Origin of the sequence: Marinicella sediminis (assembly GCF_002000055.1) — a bacterium.
Lineage (GTDB): Bacteria > Pseudomonadota > Gammaproteobacteria > Xanthomonadales > Marinicellaceae > Marinicella > Marinicella sediminis.
The window spans coordinates 182,198-201,143 of record NZ_MVBD01000007.1 but is presented as its reverse complement, the minus strand read 5'-3'; the positions used below and the strand labels follow the sequence as shown (position 1 = coordinate 201,143).

Below are 18,946 nucleotides of genomic sequence, written 5' to 3'. Positions count from 1 at the left end.
TTCAGCGCCTGCGGCCAAACACTGATTTCCAAATGGCGTTGACCGCTTTGGTGGTGAGCCGGCGCTGGATGGATTTGCCCAGTTTGGTCATGAATGAATCAGCCGGTCGGCCTGGTTTTCTTCGGTATCGGCCATTGGCTTGTTCTTCCGCATCCAATTTGGCTTGTTCTTTGGCTTTTTGTTCGGCCAGCTCAATTTTACGTTTGTTCAGCTTTTCATGAGCAGATTCCCGATCCAGGTCCTCATCGTACTTTCCACCAACTGGTGAACGCTGCATAACCAATGATCGCTCCTGGTCTGTGGCAGGTCCCATACGGCACCGTGGTGGTGCAATTTTGACCCGGTCTACCACTGAAGGTGCACCTTTTTCTTCAAGTGTAGACACCAGGGCCTCACCGACGCCCAGTTCAGTGATCACATCAGCTGTATTGAAATTGGGGTTGGCTCGGAATGAATCAGCCACTGCACGGATGACTTTTTTGTCTTTGGGGGTATAGGCCCGCAAAGCGTGTTGGATTTTATTGCCGAGCTGGCCCAGCACATCTTCCGGTATATCTCCTGGAGACTGCGTGCAAAAATAGACCCCAACACCCTTTGACCGGATCAGTCTGGCCACCTGTTCAATGCGCCTGAGGACCTCTTTAGGTGCATCTTCAAAGATGAGGTGTGCTTCATCAAAAAACAGGATCAGTTTGGGTAATGGTTGATCGCCGACTTCTGGCAGGGTTTCAAATAATTCAGTCATCAGCCACAGCAGAAAAGCCGCATATAACTGTGGTTTCATCATCAGTTCACGTGATTCCATGATGCTGATGATACCCTGGCCAGTCATGGTCTGGCGCATCAGGTCAGTCAAAGCCAACGCCGGTTCACCGAATAACTCGTCAGCACTCTGCGATTCCAAGTTAAGCAAGCGGCGCTGAATGGCGCCAATTGACGCGTTGGTAATGCGGCCGTACTGAGCAGAAATTTCTTGGTAATGTTCACCCATGAACTGCAGCAAAGATTTCAGGTCCTTGAGATCAAGCAAGGCCATGTTATTTTGTTCCGCGTATTTAAATGCCACGGCAATCACACCTTCCTGAACATCAGACAATTCCAGAAGGCGGCTTAAGTACATTGGACCAATTTCCTGAATGGTGGTACGCACCGGGTGGCCGTGTTGTTTGAAGATGTCCCAGAAAATGGTGGGTGAGCCTTCATACCGGTAGTTCTGAATATTCAGTTCTTTGGCCCGGTTATCAAGGAATTCTTTTTGTTTGCCCGCCTGTGAGAGACCGGATACATCACCTTTGATGTCGGTGATAAAAACCGGTACGCCCAGTTCGGCAAAATTTTCGGCCAGCACTTGCAAAGTAACGGTTTTGCCGGTGCCGGTGGCGCCAGTGATCAGTCCATGACGGTTGGCAAAATGCCCCAGAATAACAGCAGGATGTTCACCCTGGCCAAAGTGCAGATGTTGGGTCGTGGTTTTCATTGCTTGTAAGTCTCTTTTAACCAGTGGAAGATGGCTTTCATTCCAAGTGATTCGCCACCTTCGGTGCCACCGGTGCGGTCACCAAAATTCCAGCCATAGGTATCTACATGGACCCAGGCTATCTCAGGGTCAACAAAATGTTCCAGAAACAAGGCCGCCAGAATACAACCTGCCTGGGGCAGGTTGGAAGAGTTGGTCAGATCAGCAATGGTTGACTTGATGTGTTTTTGGTAGCTTTGCTGTAAGGGCAGTGGCCAGGTGTCATCATGGGTCAGTTGACCACTGTCAAAAATGGCATCGGCGATGTCTTTACGGTTGCTGAAATAAGGGGTTACCGTGGGTCCCATGGCCACCCTGGCAGCACCGGTGAGGGTGGCAAAATCGATGATCAGATCTGGTTTGGATTCACTGGCATATGTCAGTGCGTCAGCCAGGATTACCCGTCCTTCGGCGTCGGTGTGTCCGATTTCAATGGTCTTGCCTGAGCGGGTTTGTGCCACATCCCCCTGGCGAAATGCATTGCCTGCAACCGCATTCTCAACAGCGGGAATCAAAACCTGTAAGCACACCGGTAACTGATGGTCTATGATCAGCTGGGCTAAACCCAGCACGTGTGCACCACCACCCATGTCTTTTTTCATCCAGCGCATAAACTGAGCCGCTTTCATGTTGTTTCCGCCAGTGTCAAAACACACGCCCTTGCCAACCAGGGATACTTTGGGGTGGCTGTCATTCCCCCAGTTTAACTCAATCAACCGGGGGGCTTTGTGACTGGCCCGCCCAACAATATGAACTGATGGGAAATTTTCAGTGAGTAAGGCATCGCCAACGATTTCGGTGAATGTTGCATGGTTGACTTCAGCAAAATGTTCAGCAAAGGCCGACAGCTCGGTTGGACCCATGTCATCGGCCGGGGTATTGATCAGGTCGCGGACCAGTTTGGTGGCTTTGACCAAAGCGATTTCAGTGCGGTATTCATGATGATCTTTGACTACCAGGGTCGGATGAGGCTTGTTTTTCAGGTAACGATCAAAGACATAATTCCCATAACCCCAGGCCAGGATCACGTGGGCAGTGATTTCTGCTGTTTCGCAGGCGATGTGATAATGCGTTTCCGGCCAACCCTTGAAAGCGTGACAGATGTCGTAAGGATTGAGTTCGTCAGTGACCAGCAAAAAAACTTTGGCCAGGCTGCCGTCGGCTTTGTAATCAAATAAAGATTGACCGGCTTTGGCGCCGAATTTTTGTTGTTTTGCCACCGCCTGCAGATACGTGCTTTGTGCAGCCATCCAGGTGTCAATAGTGCCCTTTGTGATGGGTATGATGGGCGTGGTTTGTTCATTGTAAGCAGTGGATATATATGGAATCATTGGTTAACCGTTCAGACATTTAAAAATAATTATACCCAAGGGGGGGGGGAATATCGAGACCGTTGTCAATTGTTAACGGTTTACTCAGCAGGTTGATTTTTTTGATGAATCATTTTTTGATGAGGGATCATGTCTTCCAGGTAATAGTCACCGGTGTTGACAAACCCCAATGCCTGATAAAAGCGAGTCAGGTAGGTTTGGGCTGAGATCAGTACCGGGACATGGGGCCACAGTTGATCGCAGTGTGCCAGGGCGGTTTGCATCAATTGCCGCCCAAGCTGTTGTTGTCGTTTTGACGGGTCCACCACAACCCGGCCGATGCTGCAATGTGAACCACCTTCAGAACCCGGCGGTAACAAGCGGGCATAACCGGTGAGGTGCTGCTGGTCATCGGTGCAGAATAAATGTTCAGCCAGTTGATCCAGTCCATCCATATCCTGGTAAGCACAGTTTTGTTCCACCACGAACACAGCACTGCGCAAGCGCAGCAGTTGATACACTTCATCCGTGGTTAAGGCCTGCCAGCTTTTACGGATGAATTCGGTCATGGAGCAACCGGTTGGAATCCATCATAAAAGATCAGATCTGTAAACTCCAATGGTAGCGGCCAGACATAGGCGCCCCTGGAACGGGTGAATACCGCCAGGGTGGTTGCACCCCGGTCTATGGTCATATCCCAGATCATCACCGATGGCAGTCCTTCGGTGAATCGAAACCAACTGGGTGAAGCGGAGCCAATGTCCAGTGTGTAGTACAGGCCCCAGTCGGTACCGGCGAAGACCATTTGTGGCAGGTTGGGGTTAACCATCACGCTGTCCACCGGGATGTTCGGCAAGTTGCCGGATTTGTCGAGCCAGGTAAAATTGCTGCAATCACTGTCACAGGTTACCTGGAAAAGGTGTCCTGGAGTCAACGGCGTATTCTGATTAAAACCACCCACAGCCGCATAACCAATGGTGGCCGTCTGACCGTCGGTGACAACATCAAGAATAGGGCGGTTGGGTAACACGCTGTTACCACCAGTCACATCCACCCAGGTGGCTGAGTTAGCAACCCCCTGACCCATACCGAAGCCATAATAAACGTTGCCGTCATTGGTGCCCACAATGGCCACGCTGCCGTCGCTGATGCCATAGTGCATTTGGTTAATGATGGAGCGACCGTCCAGTACGCCCTTGGTCAGGTCCGGACTGTTGACATACCAACTGCCATTGGTCAGGCCACCATTGTTGGTTTCCCAGATCCGGTATGTGCCAGCCATCAGCTGGTCACATGAATTCACCCCGCAATCGTGTTTGTTCAAATGAAACGGAAAGATGAACGGCAGCGGGTTATCACCTGACCAGGGACTGACGAAGTTGCCGTAATTACCCAGTGGCCCATTGGTGCTGATGCGCATATTGCCAAATTGAGATTCGACATAAACCCGTTGTCCATTGATCGGTTCGATGGTCGCATAAATGCCGTCACCCCCATTCACCTGAGTCCAGGGTTTGGCACCAAAGCTTTCGCTGCTCAGGTCCCAGGTGGCCACAGATGAACCATTGTCCTGAGCGCCACCAACGGCGACCCGGTTGGTGCTGTTGACGAAGTCAGCACTGATGTCACCGGAATAGAATTCGATGGTGTTGATGGTGTTGTTCAGTTGACTGTAAACGATGTTTCTGGGGTTGGATGCGCCGGCATTGGCGGTGTAATAAATACCACCATCGTTCCCCACCAGCAGACGATTCGGATCGTTGTTAACATAAGCCCTGGCATGGTGGTCTACATGTACATAGTCTCCCGAATTGGGGCCGCCGGCATAGCCACAGGTGCTGTTGGTAAATGTATCACCACCGTTGCTGGACCTGAACAAGTCAACCGCAGACAGGAATAACTCATCGGGATTGACTGGTGAAACACTCATCCCCATGTCGTACCAGGCCTGGCTGCCACTGTCATCACAGCCAATGAAATCATTGGTGGTGGCCACCTGGGTCCAGTTGATGCCCCCATCGGTGGTTTTCCAGACGCCTTGAACTGCGCGGGTTGTGATGTTGGCCACCTGGGCGTACAGCACGTCATTGTCAGATGGTGCCATGGCCAGATCGATGCGTCCCAGTGAGTTGTTGGGGAAAGGTACGCCTTCGCCGGTACCGGCAGGCCAACCGTTGGTTGCTGTTGACACCAGGTTCCAGGCAGGGCAACCGGCCTGTGGAAAACTGGTTCGGTAGATACCATTGGCGCCGTTCTGATCAAGATCGGGTTGGACTGTTGTGTTGTGACCCCGGGTGCCGATGGCCACGAAAATTTCACCACTGGCCGTTACTTCCATGCCGGTGGTATCCTGTCGCTGACTGGTGTGAGGATTGGTCAGGCAAGGGCCGGTCCAGTCCGCTCCGTCATTGTATGAAAAATACAAACCTGTCTTGGTGCCTACCACTATGCGGTCAGCATCCTGGGGATGCGTTCTGACCCGGCCGATGGCCTGATACTGGGGAAATTCTCCGGCTGGTTGATTGCGGTATGGGTCAAACTCTGCTTCGCCCAAAACTTCCCAACTGGCACCAGCATCTTTGGAGCGCAATAAGCCGGCGCTGCCAAAGGAGTATGATCCATAGCGCAGGTCTCCCGTACCGGCATAGATGGTGTCGGGGTTCAGCGGGTCTATGTGTAAGTCGCCAATCGCTGAACCATTGACTGATGAGACATCACTCACCACTTGCCAGGTGGTTTGGTCATCACAGCAGTCGGTGGTTTTCCATACCCCACCGCCATCTACCCCGGCATAGGCCACTGAAGCGTCTGAGGGATGAGTGACAATCACATTGACCCGTCCTGAATATGCGGTGCCGGCTGGATTACCCAGAGGCTCAGGCCCCATTGCCACAAAGCCATCGGGATCCAGGCCATTGAAGTTTCTGGCGCTGCTGGATACAGGCGGTGCCAGTGCGGGTTGTTGCAGGTGTTCCTGTTTGCCATCGGTTAACCATTGTTGTTTGAACTGTCCGGTTGGGTAACTGTATCGAACCGCCCAGTAATCACCCCTGACGGGTTTTTGGTGATCAGGCATGAGCGTGGATTGATCAGTCGGTGAGCAGGCGGCCAACAGGGTGACCAGAATCATTAAAATGGATTTTTTCATGGCGATATCTTTGGGAAGTGTTTGTTGGTAATGTGTTCATTCAATGGCTTTTGGTCAATCGCTGACTCGATGAGATTCATGGTCAGATTAACCGCACCGCGGTTTTTTTCAACCAATACTTTGGCCGCTTTACCCATGGCCAGTCTGGCTGCTTCGTCTTCAATGAGGTATTCCATGCTGCGAATGATGTCATTGGCATCATAGACAGTTTGTGATCCTCCGCAGTCATTAAGTAATTGGGTGATTTCAGTGAAGTTGTGGGTGTTGGGACCCACCAGTACAGGAAGGGAAAACACCGCAGCTTCCAATACATTATGGCCGCCAATGTTGGCAATCGATCCACCCACAAAGGCGATGTCAGAGGAGGCGTAAAATTCCAGCATTTCACCCATGGTATCCACCACAAACACATCGCCGTCGATGTCACACAAGCCAATTTCACTGCGCAATTGGGTATTGAACCCTTTGTTGCGGCAGGCTTGGGTGGTGCTTTGGAATCGTTCCGGATGACGGGGGACAATGACCAGCATCAGCTTGGGGTGTCTTTGTTTGAGCACCGCATAGGCATCAAGTACTTCAATTTCATCATCCTGATGGGTGCTTGCCGCAATCCAGACCAGACGACTGTTTTGATAGTGTTCACGGATTTCCTCACCTTTGCGAATGATGTGGTCTTCAATGATGATGTCAAATTTCAGGCTGCCCACGACGAATATTTTTTCCGGGTAACAACCCAGCTGAATCATTCTTTTGGCATCGGTGACAGTTTGTGCAGCGACATAAGCCGTGTCGTTGAATGCCTTGGCCGCCAATGATTCAACCCAGCGGTAGCCTTTCATTGAAACTTCGGAAAGGCGCGCATTGGCCACCACAATGGGAATGTTTTTTTTCTTACAGAAGCGAAACAGATTGGGCCAGATTTCGGTTTCCATGATCACCGCTAGACGCGGTTTGGTTTTACGCAAAAATCGTTTCACGGCGCCAGGTAAGTCATATGGCAAATAAACGTGAAAAACCTGATCTCCAAAAATTTGTTGTACCCGGTCTGAACCCGTCGGGGTGATGGTGGTTAATACGAAGGAATGGTCCTGGTATTTTTCCATCAGCGCCTTGATCAGTGGAATGGCGGCATTGACTTCACCCACAGAAACGGCATGGACCCAAATGGTGTGGTCATTGAACTGTGGGGCTTTGAACCAGCCAAAGCGTTCATGCCAGCGCTGCAAATAGGCTTTGGTTTTGATACCCCGGGTTGCCAATCTGATTAACACCAAAGGGGTCAGCAAAGTGGTGACCAGAGAATAAAAGCGGGATCTGAGTTCTAGTTTCATCGGAAGCTGCTGCCATCACTGGCCATTCTGATTGGTGAAGGGGTGTCAAGTCCACCCAAAGGTTGGTCCAGATAATAAGCCACCTGATCTCCCCAGATGCGGATCATTTCCTGACAATTAGCCGGCGTCATTTGTCCAGAAATATTGGCGCTGGTTGAAACCAGTGGCGCATTCAGTTGATCACACAGTTGTTTAACTGTCGGATGTGCCGATACTCGCACGGCCAGGGTTTCATGATCACCAGAAATCCAGTCAGGTACTGCGTCTGATTTTGGGAACACCCAGGTATGATGTCCCGGCCAGGTTTTCAGGGCCCTGGCCAAATGGGTGCGTCTGGCTGGCCTGATCAGAGGCATGATTTGCTGGATGTGAGATGCGACCAGAATCAATCCTTTGCTGACCGGGCGTTGCTTGAGTTTTAATAAGTGCTGTACAGCCTGTTCGTTGCGGTGGTCACAGCCCAGCCCGAAAACCGCTTCAGTGGGGTAGACCAGCAGGCCACCCTGTTGGACCACTTTGACAGCTTGTTCAATGGATTGACCACGAGCAGTCATGGCTTATCCGGCAGAGGTTTTCTTTTTGGTTTTTTTGCTGACCTTCTTTTTGCTGGCCTTCTTCCTGGTGGTTTTCTTTTTACTGGTTTTTTTGGTCACTTTCTTTTTAGTGACTTTCTTTTTGCTGGTTTTTTTGGCTACTTTCTTTTTAGCGGTTTTCTTTTTGCCGCGCCTTTTCTTGTCGGGAGCTTGCGCCAGGATTTCAATGCATTGTTCATGAGTGAGCGCTTTGGGATCCTGGTCTTTGGCAATTTTGCCATTTTTATTACCATCGGTGACATAAGGCCCCCAGCGACCATTCAGTACCTGAATACCGTCATCAAAGGTTTGAATGATGCGATTGGCATCAGCAATTTTCTTTTCCTGTATCAACACCAGGGCTTCTTCAAAAGTGATGCTGTATGGATCACCTTCCTTGATGCTGACAAACTTGTTTCCATACCTGACATAAGGGCCGAAACGGCCAATGTTGGCGCTGACTTTTTCGCCTTCTGAAGTTTCACCCAGGTCGCGTGGCAGGTCAAACAAAGCCATGGCTTCATCAAATGTAATGGTGTCCAGTTTTTGTCCTGGCAATAACCCTGCGAAACGGGGTTTTTCTTCATCTTCCCTTGAGCCAATCTGCACAAAAGTGCCGTATTTACCAATCCTCACAGTCACTGGTTTGCCGCTTTCAGGGTCGGTGCCAAGCTCCCGTTTGTCCTGAGCTTCATCACGGGATACGCTTTCTTCTTTTTCTTCCACCAGTTTGATGAATGGTTCCCAGAAATTCTTCATCAATGGGCGCCATTCTTTTTCACCCCGAGACACCGCATCCAGGGCATCTTCGAGCCGGGCGGTGAAGTCATAGTCGACATAATCGGTGAAGTGGGTTTCCAGGAAGCGGGCGACAACTTTTCCGACATCAGTCGGGATGAAGCGTTTTTTGTCCAGTTCCACATAATCCCGGTTCAGCAAAGTTGAAATGATGCTGGCATAGGTGGATGGTCTGCCGATGCCAAACTCTTCCAGGGCTTTGACCAGGGTAGCCTCTGAATAGCGAGGCGGTGGTTCAGTGAAATGTTGGGTGCCAAGAATTTCATTGACATCAACCACATCACCTTTTTTCAGGTTGGGCAGGTGCTTGTCACCTTTGTCCTGTTTGACGTCATCCATGCCTTCTTCATACACCGACAAGAAGCCTTTGATGAGAATGGTTGAACCATTGGCCCGCAGGTTATGGTCGTCACCAAAAGTGAAATCAGCGGACACGGTGCCAATGGTGGCATTGATCATTTGGCTGGCCACGGTGCGTTTCCAGATCAGGTCATACAAACGGTATTGATCGTTATTCAACGCTGATTTAATGGATTTTGGCCGCAGCTGTGCAGATACCGCACGGATGGCCTCATGCGCCTCCTGAGCATTCTTGGACTTGCTTTTATAGGTGTTGGGTTCTTTGGGCAGCAGTTCCTGGCCATATTTTTTCCCAATGACATCCCGAATGTCAGCGATGGCATCATTGGCCAGGTGCAATGAGTCGGTTCTCATGTAAGTAATCAGACCCTGGGTCTGGCCATTGACCTCCATGCCTTCATACAATTGCTGGGCAATTTGCATGGTTTTTCGCGCAGAGAAGCCCAGCTTTCTGGAGGCTTCCTGCTGCAGGGTTGAAGTGATGAAGGGAGCCGCTGGTTTGCGTTGACGCTTTTTCTGCGTCAGTTCAGTCAATGTCAGTTGTTTGCCGGCCTGGCTGCGCAATTGTTCGAGCGCCTGGTCAGCCAGTTGTTGGTTATTGATGTCAAACTTTTTCAGTTTCTTACCCTGATAAATGTTCAGGGAAGACTCAAATGGTTCTTGGCCTAATTGCAATTTACCGTGTATGGTCCAGTATTCCTCTTTGATGAAAGCATTGATTTCATCTTCCCGCTGCACAATCAGTCGCAGGGCTGGTGATTGAACACGTCCGGCTGAGAGTCCACGGCGGACTTTCTTCCACAATAAGGGCGATAAATTAAAACCCACCAGGTAATCCAGGGCCCGCCTGGCTTGCTGGGCATCGACCAATTCATGGGAAATCTCGCGGGGATTGGCAACGGCTTCCTGGATCGCTGATTTGGTGATTTCAGAAAACACCACCCTTTTGATGTCCTTGCCTTTCAGCAGATTGCGGTCTTTGAGAATTTCTACCACGTGCCAGGAAATGGCTTCTCCTTCACGGTCCAAATCCGTTGCCAGATATATGGTGTTGGCTTTTTTGGCTTCTCTGACGATGGCATCGATGTGTTTTTTGTTTTTTTCCACATCAACGTATTTGAGTTCAAAATCATTTTCCGGAATAACGGCGCCGGTCTTGGCCAGCAAATCACGAACGTGACCGTAGGAGGCGAGGACTTTATGTCCCTTACCCAGGTATTTTTCAATGGTTTTTGCTTTTGCGGGTGATTCTACAATCAGTAAGTTTTCAGCCATGTGCTAGTGTTCATGATCGACCGGTGGATCAAACATCAAACTCTCCATAGAAGCAAAGGCTTGTTCCTCATCCGGTTGTGAAAATAAAATGATTAAAGCCAGCCATTGTAAATCATCGACGTCGATGTTGTCAGCATTTAGATTCAGCAAACCATTGAGCAACAGCTCACGGGTGGTTGGAGAAAGGATTTCGGATGACTCCAGGTAACAAATAAAATCGATACCCTCCCGATCCAGCATAGCCATTTCCGCAGGTGCATACACACGAATGGCATCGGCTGATTGGTTGATGGTGTGTTGGTCCGGTTGATTGATGCTCAGTAACCAGTTAAAAGCAGAATCAATGGTGGTTTTTTCAAAGCCAGCCTGCTCCAGGCCAAGGTAGATGTGGTTTTTGGTGTATTGTTCATGGAGGTTGGTTTGTTCTGATAAATAGTTTTCAAACAGATAAACCAGGACGTCAATGATGTTTTCATTCATGTTCTTTGATAAGTGGCACCAGGAAGTTTTTCGATCAGTCCGGATAACTCCATGATCAGTAAATCCGAAGCAATCACCGCACTACTTAACTCAGTATGTTTCACAATATCATCAAAAGACACCGGATGATAGTCTATTTGCTGAAAAATCAGCTGCTGAGTATCAGACAGCTCCATATGAGGTTCAGGTGCTGGCTTTTCAATGCTTTGCTGGTCAATTTCTTTCAAGTGATTGCTGAGCTGGTCGCTGAGCATGTGGATGTGAGGCTGCAGTTCTTCGAGTATATCCTGTGCCGATTCAACCAGACTGGCCCCCTGCCGGATCAGTTGGTGACAGCCTCTGGCCATTGGGTTGTGGATGCTGCCTGGTATCGCCATGACCGGTCGATTGCATTCCATGGATAATCTGGCAGTGATGGCTGTACCACTTTTTCTGGCGGCTTCTACCACCAGAGTACCCAGTGATAATCCGGCAATGATGCGGTTTCGGCGGGGGAAATTCCCGGCATGCGGCGGCATGTTGAAAGGCAATTCGGAAACGACCGCTCCCTGTTGGATGATGGTTTTGGCCAACGACTGATTTCCTTTCGGGTAGATGGTGTTGATCCCGGTGCCCATCACAGCGATTGTCAAACCACCTGAATCCAGTGCTCCCTGATGCGCAGCGGCATCGATACCGGCGGCCAGACCACTGGTGATGACCAAACCCTTGCGACTCAGTTCAGCACTGAAAGCCTTGGCGTTGTTCAAGCCAGAGCGGGTGGCATTGCGGCTGCCAACCACCGCCAGTTGAGGCAACAGAAGGCTGTTGAGGTCGCCTTTTACAAACAGCACCATTGGCGGGTCAGCGATTAATCTGAGCTGAGGTGGATACAACGGATCATGCCAGGTGAGTAAGTGGTTGCTGGGTTTTTGCAGCCAGTCCAACTCTTGCTTAATCTGGTCGTTGGTGGCTTGTCTGAGGTTATGTGCGGCTGCTGTCGGGATGTTCAGTTGTTCAGGAAAACGTTGTTCCTGAAAAACTTCATTGATGTCTGAGTAATGATCAAGCAGGGCCCGGGTCCTGACCGGACCGAGCCCCGGGGTGTTCAGTAAGTGCAACCATTGGGCTGCGGTCGATTCATCCATGAATCATGCCATCCATCAATCAGGGCAAGCGCACATGATCAAACATTTTGACGGGTCGGTTACCAGCAGTAATGATGGCGTAACTGATGTAATCAAAGGTTTTAAAAACCATGATGTGTCCAGAGTATTCCATCGGTAAAGTCACATGTGCTTTAGAGGGTTTGAACAGCGTTTTCAGATCATTTTTGGGGTGCATGACCTCATCACGAATGACTTTTTCCGGGCTGTACACTGCAAATACATCACCCACATCTACACCATTTTCTGCGCCTTTACTGATCGCTACAATTTGTCTGCGACCACTGCCAAACAGGGCATTGTTCAGGGCTACAATGCGGATGTTGTCATCTTCAAGGGTACCAGCCCTGGGTAGAAAATAAGGGTCAAAATTGAAATCATCCAATGGCAGAATAAGGTCGCCTTGCTTGACTTCTGTGTTGACATCCACAATTTTCAGGGTGGTTACATCACTGTCCGGATTAACCCGCAGTACTTCAGCAACACCTGTGTCCGCCACTTCATAGCCCAGAATTCTGACGTTTTCCCAGTAGGTCCGGTCAATGTATTTTTTCCAGAATCGACTCATCACTGCATCGGTGGTGTGTGGTGATGATTTTTTCCAGGCCACAGATTCAATTTCATGAGTTTTTGAGGTCTCCCATGGATAATCGGTGGGCACTTCACGGTAGACTACGGTCGGTCTGACAATGGCCAGGCGATCACCCTGTCTGTGGTTTTTCAGACCCCTGACGTAAATGTTGTGTCCGGTCACAGCAACAGACCGATCTTCTTCACTGGTAATCACATAAGGAGCCAGGTCAATGTCTGCCTGGCTGAGGATGCGTAGTTTTCTCAGGAAAGGCTCAATGTCTGACAGCGGAATGGTTTCAATGGCCTGGTTGTGGTCAATGGGCCGGACCGACGGACTGAGTTTGACAGTTGGATGACTGCGATTCACGGTGATGGCCGGTTTTCCGTCAATGTAAACCAGGTTCAGTTGATCGCCAGGATAAATCAAATGAGGGTTTTCAATTTGCGGGTTGGCGTGCCAGATTTCCGGCCACAACCACGGAGACTGTAAAAACACCGCTGAAATATCCCACAAGGTGTCGCCTTTTTGCACAACATAGGTGTCCGGGTGAGCGGGATTCAGTTCAACATCCTGAGCAAAGACAGTCGTTATGAATCCAAACAATAACGCTGGTATTAAATGTTGTTTTTTAAACATCATCGGCAAACTCTTGATTTTCCTAAAACTTTAGTTTATCTATTTTAAAGTTAAAATTAAACAAAAATGTGAATCAAACTGCAAAATGGACGAAAAAATGAAACAATTGACGTCAGGAATTAACGGAAAAGGGAGATATTTCAACTGAAAAACACAAAAACCACCTATCTCAGGGGGCTGTTGTTGATATATTTACTTGATTTTATTTTCAATTCACCCGCAAAACTATAAGATGTCAGCCTTTGGAAATGATGAAGATCCGCAACAACAGATGAGTACCCTAGAAATCCTGACTTTACCGGACCCCAGACTGAAAAAAGTAGCAGCAGAAGTAACGGTGTTTGATGACGCTTTGTCTCAACTGTCCAGTGATATGCTGGAGACCATGTACGCGGCTCCAGGGATCGGACTGGCCGCTACACAGGTTGACCGGCACATTCGTTTGGTGGTGATTGATGTTTCTGAGGACAACACCGAACCTCTGGTGATGGTTAATCCAGTGATCACTGAAAAGGATGGTATGCAAACCCATGAAGAAGGGTGTCTATCGGTGCCAGGCATCTATGCCAAAGTGAAACGGGCCGACCAGATCAAGGTTCGTTACCAGGACCTCAATGGCACATCCCAGGAGCTCAGTGCAGAAGGATTGTTGGCAGTGTGTATTCAGCATGAGCTGGACCACCTGAAAGGCATTGTGTTCCTGGACCATTTGTCGGTTTTAAAGCGCAAACTGGCCATGAAAAAACTGGAAAAAATCAAAGTGTGAACGCGACGTTTAAATCCCTTTGACATAAAAAAAGCCCGTAACGGGCTTTTTTTAATGGCAAGTTCCGGTGGAATTAAGCCATGGGATTTTCCAGCAGAATGTTCTCATTGCGATCCGGCCCGGTCGAAATGATGTGTACCGGAGCTCCGGTGAACGCTTCAATGAAACTGATGAATGCTTTGGCCTCTGCAGGTAAGTCCGCGACATCAGTCATGCCTTTTGTGGATCTTTGCCAGCCGGCAAAAGTTTGATAAACCGGAGTTACATTTTCCCAATCCTGTGCAGAACCGGGGAAAGAAGCATCGCCATAGCTGGTACACATTTTGATGTTTTCAAACGTGTCGAGCACATCAAGTTTGGTGACGCACAAGCCGGTCACGCCATTGACCTGTACAGCCCGCTTGAGGGCTACCAGATCCAACCAGCCACAGCGTCTGGGCCGACCGGTGGTGGCACCAAATTCAACCCCCCTTTTGGCCAGTTCTGCACCGTCTTCATCAAATAACTCGGTGGGAAAAGGTCCGCCACCCACGCGAGTGGTATAGGCTTTGGTGATGCCCAACACATAATCAATCTGTGTGGCGCCCAGACCAGAGCCGGTGGATGCGCTGCCAGAGGTGGTGTTCGAAGAGGTGACAAACGGGTAGGTTCCATGATCAATGTCTAACAGCGAGCCCTGCGCACCTTCCATCAGGAGTTTTTCGTTGTTATCCAGGTGCTGATGCAACTGGCCGGTGACATCGACACACATTTGGCGAATAAAATCTGCCTGTTCAAGGGCTGAGGCATAAACCTCATCAAAAGCCAGCGGTTCTGACTGGTGAAAATGTTCAATCACAAAGTTGTGATATTCCAGCACGGTTTTCAGCTTGTCTTTCAGTAATCCGGCGTCCAGCAGGTCGCCAATTCTGATGCCGCGGCGGGCCACCTTATCTTCATAGGCCGGGCCAATGCCGCGGCCGGTTGTGCCAATTGCCTGTTTGCCCTTTTTCAGTTCGCGCAACTGATCAAGTTTTATGTGGTAAGGCATGATGACCGGTGCAGACTTGGAAATAAACAGTCGTGACTGTACGTCCACTCCTGATGCTTCCAGTCCTTTGATTTCTTTGATCAGAGCCGTCGGTTCGATGACCACTCCGTTGCCGATGTAGCATTTCACCCCGTCACGCAGTATGCCTGAAGGGATCAAATGCAATACGGTTTTTTGATCATTGATGATGAGGGTGTGACCGGCGTTGTGTCCGCCCTGATAGCGGACCACTGCATCGGCACCTTCGGTGAGTAAATCGACAATTTTGCCTTTGCCTTCATCACCCCATTGGGTGCCCAAAACGACAACAGATTTTTTCATGACTGATTGTATGTAAAAGTGATGGCAGCCGGCACAACCTTGCCGACACCAGAAAACGCCCATGAAATCATTCATGCACGACATTTGCACTGTGGCTAACCGATGCGGATCATAATTTGAAGACCCGCTCAGGTCAACCGTTGTGTGTGTTATTCGATCTTTTGGTTTTTGAAATACCGGAAAAACTCAGAATCCGGGTCCAGCACCAATACATTTCCGGAGTCGGATTTGAAACTGTTCTTGTAGGCTTCTAAACTTCTGACAAAAGCATAAAATTCTGGATTTTTGTTGTGACTTTCGGCAAAAATTTTGGTCGCATCAGCATCCCCTTCACCTCGAATGATGGCTGCCTGTTTGTCGGCATCTGCCAGCATGATGCGGATTCTTTTATCCGTGTTGGCGCGAATGTTGATTGATTCTTTGCGACCGGTTGAACGGTGTTCAGCGGCTTCGACCAGGCGTTCAGAGCGCATTCGGTTATACACAGATTCGTTGACTGATTGGTCGAGGTTGATCTGTTTGATCCGCACATCAACAATGTCAATGCCATATTGCTCAGAGCGGGATTTGGTTTGTGACCGGAGTGATTCCATCAACTCAATCCGTTGTGATGAGATTGCCTGATCCAGGGTGCGTACCGAAAACTCTTCCTGCAGGGCATTCTTAACCACGCCAGTGAGGTTGGCATTGGCCACAGCGATCAGACCACTGTTGGCAGTGAAGAAGGTTTTGACGTCCATGATGCGCCACTTGACGTAGTAATCTACCATCAAGTATTCGTTGTCGGTGTTGAACACCCGTTCTGGTGCGTTGTCCAGGGTTTGAATCCGTTTGTCAAACTTGACGATGTTGTTTACGATCGGGGTTTTGAAATGCAAACCGGGTTCATAGCCGGCCTGTACAACTTCACCAAAACGCAGTTTTACAGCTGTTTGTTTCTCATCGATGGTGAACAGAAAAAGGCTGGCAATCAAGGCAAGCACCAGCAATCCAATAAACAAAGTTGCAAATTTATTCATGATTATCTCCCCCTCCCACGTCTGGTGGTTCTGGATGATGAGGATTCATTGTTATTCGAGGGCATGCGGTCCGGGGTGACCACAGTGGTACCCAGGTCAATGGTCGATGGCTGGTTATTGCGGGGTTGATTCTTCATCAACTGATCCAAAGGCAGGTACATCATGCTGTTGTTACCGGCTTCCTGGTCCATCACCACTTTCGAGGTATCCCCCATCACGGACTCCATGGTCTCCAAAAATAACCGCTGTCTGGTCACTTCAGGAGCCAGCTCATACTGTGTTCTTAACAGATCGAAGCGGTTGGCTTTACCTCTTGCTTCGGCAATGATCGATTCTTTGTAAGCTTCGGCTTCCTGTACAATCTTCAGTACTTTACCTTCGGCTTCTGGAATGCGTCCGTTGGCATACTCGTTGGCCTGATTGATAAAGGTTTTTTGATCCTCTCTGGCCTTGACCACATCATCAAAAGCTTCTTTGACATTGATCGGCGGATGCACTTCGGTGATGTTCACTTGAGTTAATTGAATGCCGGTTTTGTAATCGTTAAGCATGGACTGGATTTCTTCTCTGGCCTGCTGATTCACCGCTGTCCGGTTTTCATTGATGATGAAATCCAGGGTTCGGGTACCAGCTATCTGTCGCATCACTGACTCAGCCACTTGTCGAACGGTGTTTTGTGGACTGGCCACACTGAACAGATAATCCATCACCCTTTCTTTGTCAATGCGGTATTGGATGGAGTAGTCTATTTCAATCAGATTCTTATCCTCCGTCAACATTTGCCCACTGTTGTCTTCCTGACGTATGGACTCCACATTGACGCGGTAGACTTCTGCAAATGGTTTGGGAAGAGTGAATCTCAAGCCCGGCTCCATGGTGTGTGAATATTTACCAAATACCAGCACCACGCCCCGTTCAGCTTCTTCGACCTGATAAGTCGCACTGTAGACACCAAAGCCAAGTAAGCCGATCAACAGTATCAGGATGGGAGCCTGATTCCCGGATCCACCGCCTGATTTGTTGCCCATGCCCAACGCACTTTTTATGGACTTAAAAAAATCACTCAGAATCTGTTCAAACTCAGGAGGTTTCTGACCACCTGGTCGGTTGTTGTTGGGCCCTTTGCCGCCCGAATTTTGATTGCCAGGTTCATTCCAGGGCATACTTCACTCCAGCTGGTTTACCAGTCTTTTGGGTTTTCATCTACGGCGACATCATGTTCTTTCAGAAGCTGCTGAACAAACCGTGCTTCAGGCTGCTGGCTTTTGGCCAGCTGACGCCACTTTTCTATGGGTAATTCTACCTCAATCTGCCACTGACCATTGTCATCCATCTGTTCTTCTCTGATGGCTTCAAGTTGATAAAACTGTGCTCGCAAGCGAGCCTCCGACATTGGCAAATTGAATTTGAGTGTTAGATGGGTACGATGCAGCCTTTCTTCAATGGCTTTTATCAATAAATCGATGCCGATGTTCTGATGTGCTGAAATCCAGACTTTATCGGCATGATCAGCATCACCTGGTCGCCACTCTGGCGGATGACCGGATTGATCAATCTTGTTATACACTTCTATGGTCGGTACATCTTCAATTTGTAGTTCCCTGAAGACTTTATTCACTTCATTGATGTGGTCGCGTCTTTCCGGGTTGCTGTCGTCGATGACGTGTAATAACAGATCGGCATCCAATGCTTCCTGCAGGGTGGCCCGAAATGCGGCAACCAACTCATGAGGTAAATCACGAACAAAGCCAACCGTGTCACTGATCACCGCACTGCTGCCTGGGATGGCAGTGAATTGTCGTACGGTGGGATCCAGGGTGGCGAACAGTTGGTCTTCCGCATAGACATCTGCATTGGTGAGCAGATTAAACAGCGTGGATTTTCCGGCGTTGGTGTAACCCACCAGTGCCAGCATCCGGGTCCCTGATTTTTTCCTTTGTTTACGCCCTTGTTCACGCTGTCGCATGACTTTATCGAGTTTGGCCTTCAGTGACTTGACCCGGGCGTTTAGCAGCCGGCGGTCGGTTTCCAGCTGTGTTTCACCAGGTCCACGCATGCCAATTCCGCCTTTTTGACGTTCCAGGTGGGTCCAGCCCCTGACCAAACGGGTGGACATGTGTTTAAGTTGAGCCAGTTCAACCTGTAATTGACCTTCATAAGACCTTGCCCGTTGAGCAAAGATATCCAAAATCAGTGTACGCCGGTCCAGCACCCGTGCTTTGACCAGGGCTTCCAGATTACGTTCTTGAATGGGGCTCAGTGCGGCGTCTACGACCACCACGTCGGCCTCATGGGTTTTCACCGCCAACTTGATTTCTTCGGCTTTACCGCTACCCACATAGTATTTTGAGTCAATGGTTTGACGTGTGCTGATAATGACGTCCAGGATATCGGCACCTGCAGTGGTAACCAATTCTTTGAATTCTGCGATGCGATCCGGCTGTTCTCCTCGCAGATCTCGCTCCATTGGCGTGGGGCACAGGATAACGGCACGGTCGCCTCTTTCGGAACGGTCAAACATTTGGTGTTGCTCCCATGCCTTCTTTTGCCCATTGGGTAAAAGAAAGCTGCGCTCGCAAACTTTGATGAGGTCTGCTCTGGTTCATGTTATGCGTCACCCATTGTCGATGGGTCGGTTGCTCATGGTGGTCATTGTTGTCTGTAC

15 protein-coding genes are annotated in these 18,946 nt (G+C 49.5%); 1 reads left to right on the top strand and 14 read right to left on the bottom strand.

Translation table 11 applies throughout. From position 1 onward, the window contains the following. Position 1: 1 nt before the first annotated feature. The 10 genes from B0475_RS11440 to B0475_RS11395 all read right to left on the bottom strand — a co-directional run bounded on the left by B0475_RS11440 (position 2) and on the right by B0475_RS11395 (position 13,148). On the bottom strand, positions 2–1,477 hold the full coding sequence (locus tag B0475_RS11440; protein WP_077411989.1) for a helicase HerA-like domain-containing protein: 1,476 nt from the start codon (positions 1,475–1,477) through the stop codon (positions 2–4). Continuing rightward, positions 1,474–2,847 (bottom strand): leucyl aminopeptidase family protein, encoded by a 1,374-nt coding sequence (locus B0475_RS11435; RefSeq protein ID WP_077411988.1) that lies wholly within the window; start codon positions 2,845–2,847, stop codon positions 1,474–1,476. Before B0475_RS11435 ends, B0475_RS11440 begins: the two co-directional genes overlap by 4 nt. Positions 2,848–2,927: 80 nt before the next feature. Then, the gene (locus B0475_RS11430) at positions 2,928–3,395 is read right to left on the bottom strand and encodes a GNAT family N-acetyltransferase (RefSeq protein ID WP_077411987.1); all 468 of its coding nucleotides are present in this window, start codon (positions 3,393–3,395) and stop codon (positions 2,928–2,930) included. After that, positions 3,392–5,974 carry a beta propeller repeat protein gene (locus tag B0475_RS11425; RefSeq protein ID WP_077411986.1) on the bottom strand — a complete coding sequence of 861 codons (2,583 nt, stop codon included), beginning with the start codon at positions 5,972–5,974 and terminating at the stop codon, positions 3,392–3,394. The genes B0475_RS11430 and B0475_RS11425 overlap by 4 nt, the downstream gene beginning before the upstream one ends. Beyond that, positions 5,971–7,305, bottom strand: a complete 1,335-nt coding sequence (gene waaA / locus B0475_RS11420; protein WP_077411985.1) for a lipid IV(A) 3-deoxy-D-manno-octulosonic acid transferase — start codon at positions 7,303–7,305, stop codon at positions 5,971–5,973. Before waaA ends, B0475_RS11425 begins: the two co-directional genes overlap by 4 nt. Next, on the bottom strand, positions 7,302–7,859 hold the full coding sequence (locus tag B0475_RS11415; RefSeq protein WP_077411984.1) for an L-threonylcarbamoyladenylate synthase: 558 nt from the start codon (positions 7,857–7,859) through the stop codon (positions 7,302–7,304). The genes waaA and B0475_RS11415 overlap by 4 nt, the downstream gene beginning before the upstream one ends. 3 nt (positions 7,860–7,862) lie before the next feature. Next, entirely contained in the window at positions 7,863–10,310 is a 2,448-nt protein-coding gene (locus B0475_RS11410) for a DNA topoisomerase I (RefSeq protein WP_077411983.1), read from the bottom strand. A 3-nt stretch (positions 10,311–10,313) separates the two neighbouring features. After that, complete coding sequence (locus tag B0475_RS11405; RefSeq protein ID WP_077411982.1) at positions 10,314–10,790, bottom strand: DUF494 domain-containing protein; 477 nt, start codon at positions 10,788–10,790, stop codon at positions 10,314–10,316. Next, on the bottom strand, positions 10,787–11,917 hold the full coding sequence (gene dprA, locus B0475_RS11400) for a DNA-processing protein DprA (protein ID WP_077411981.1): 1,131 nt from the start codon (positions 11,915–11,917) through the stop codon (positions 10,787–10,789). Before dprA ends, B0475_RS11405 begins: the two co-directional genes overlap by 4 nt. Positions 11,918–11,936: 19 nt before the next feature. Next, positions 11,937–13,148 carry a LysM peptidoglycan-binding domain-containing protein gene (locus B0475_RS11395; protein ID WP_077411980.1) on the bottom strand — a complete coding sequence of 404 codons (1,212 nt, stop codon included), beginning with the start codon at positions 13,146–13,148 and terminating at the stop codon, positions 11,937–11,939. Positions 13,149–13,416: 268 nt separating this feature from the next. On the opposite strand from B0475_RS11395, the gene def reads away from it, so the two are divergent. Beyond that, positions 13,417–13,911 (top strand): peptide deformylase, encoded by a 495-nt coding sequence (gene def / locus B0475_RS11390; protein ID WP_077412037.1) that lies wholly within the window; start codon positions 13,417–13,419, stop codon positions 13,909–13,911. A gap of 73 nt (positions 13,912–13,984) precedes the next feature. Here def and B0475_RS11385 read toward each other — a convergent pair whose 3' ends face one another. The 4 genes from B0475_RS11385 to hflX form a co-directional block, all read right to left on the bottom strand. Next, entirely contained in the window at positions 13,985–15,262 is a 1,278-nt protein-coding gene (locus B0475_RS11385; protein ID WP_077412036.1) for an adenylosuccinate synthase, read from the bottom strand. Positions 15,263–15,411: 149 nt separating this feature from the next. Continuing rightward, positions 15,412–16,281, bottom strand: a complete 870-nt coding sequence (gene hflC, locus B0475_RS11380; RefSeq protein WP_077411979.1) for a protease modulator HflC — start codon at positions 16,279–16,281, stop codon at positions 15,412–15,414. 2 nt (positions 16,282–16,283) lie between these two features. Beyond that, positions 16,284–17,444 (bottom strand): FtsH protease activity modulator HflK, encoded by a 1,161-nt coding sequence (hflK, locus tag B0475_RS11375; RefSeq protein WP_077411978.1) that lies wholly within the window; start codon positions 17,442–17,444, stop codon positions 16,284–16,286. 17 nt (positions 17,445–17,461) lie between these two features. Next, positions 17,462–18,802 (bottom strand): ribosome rescue GTPase HflX, encoded by a 1,341-nt coding sequence (gene hflX, locus B0475_RS11370; protein WP_077411977.1) that lies wholly within the window; start codon positions 18,800–18,802, stop codon positions 17,462–17,464. Positions 18,803–18,946: the final 144 nt, after the last annotated feature.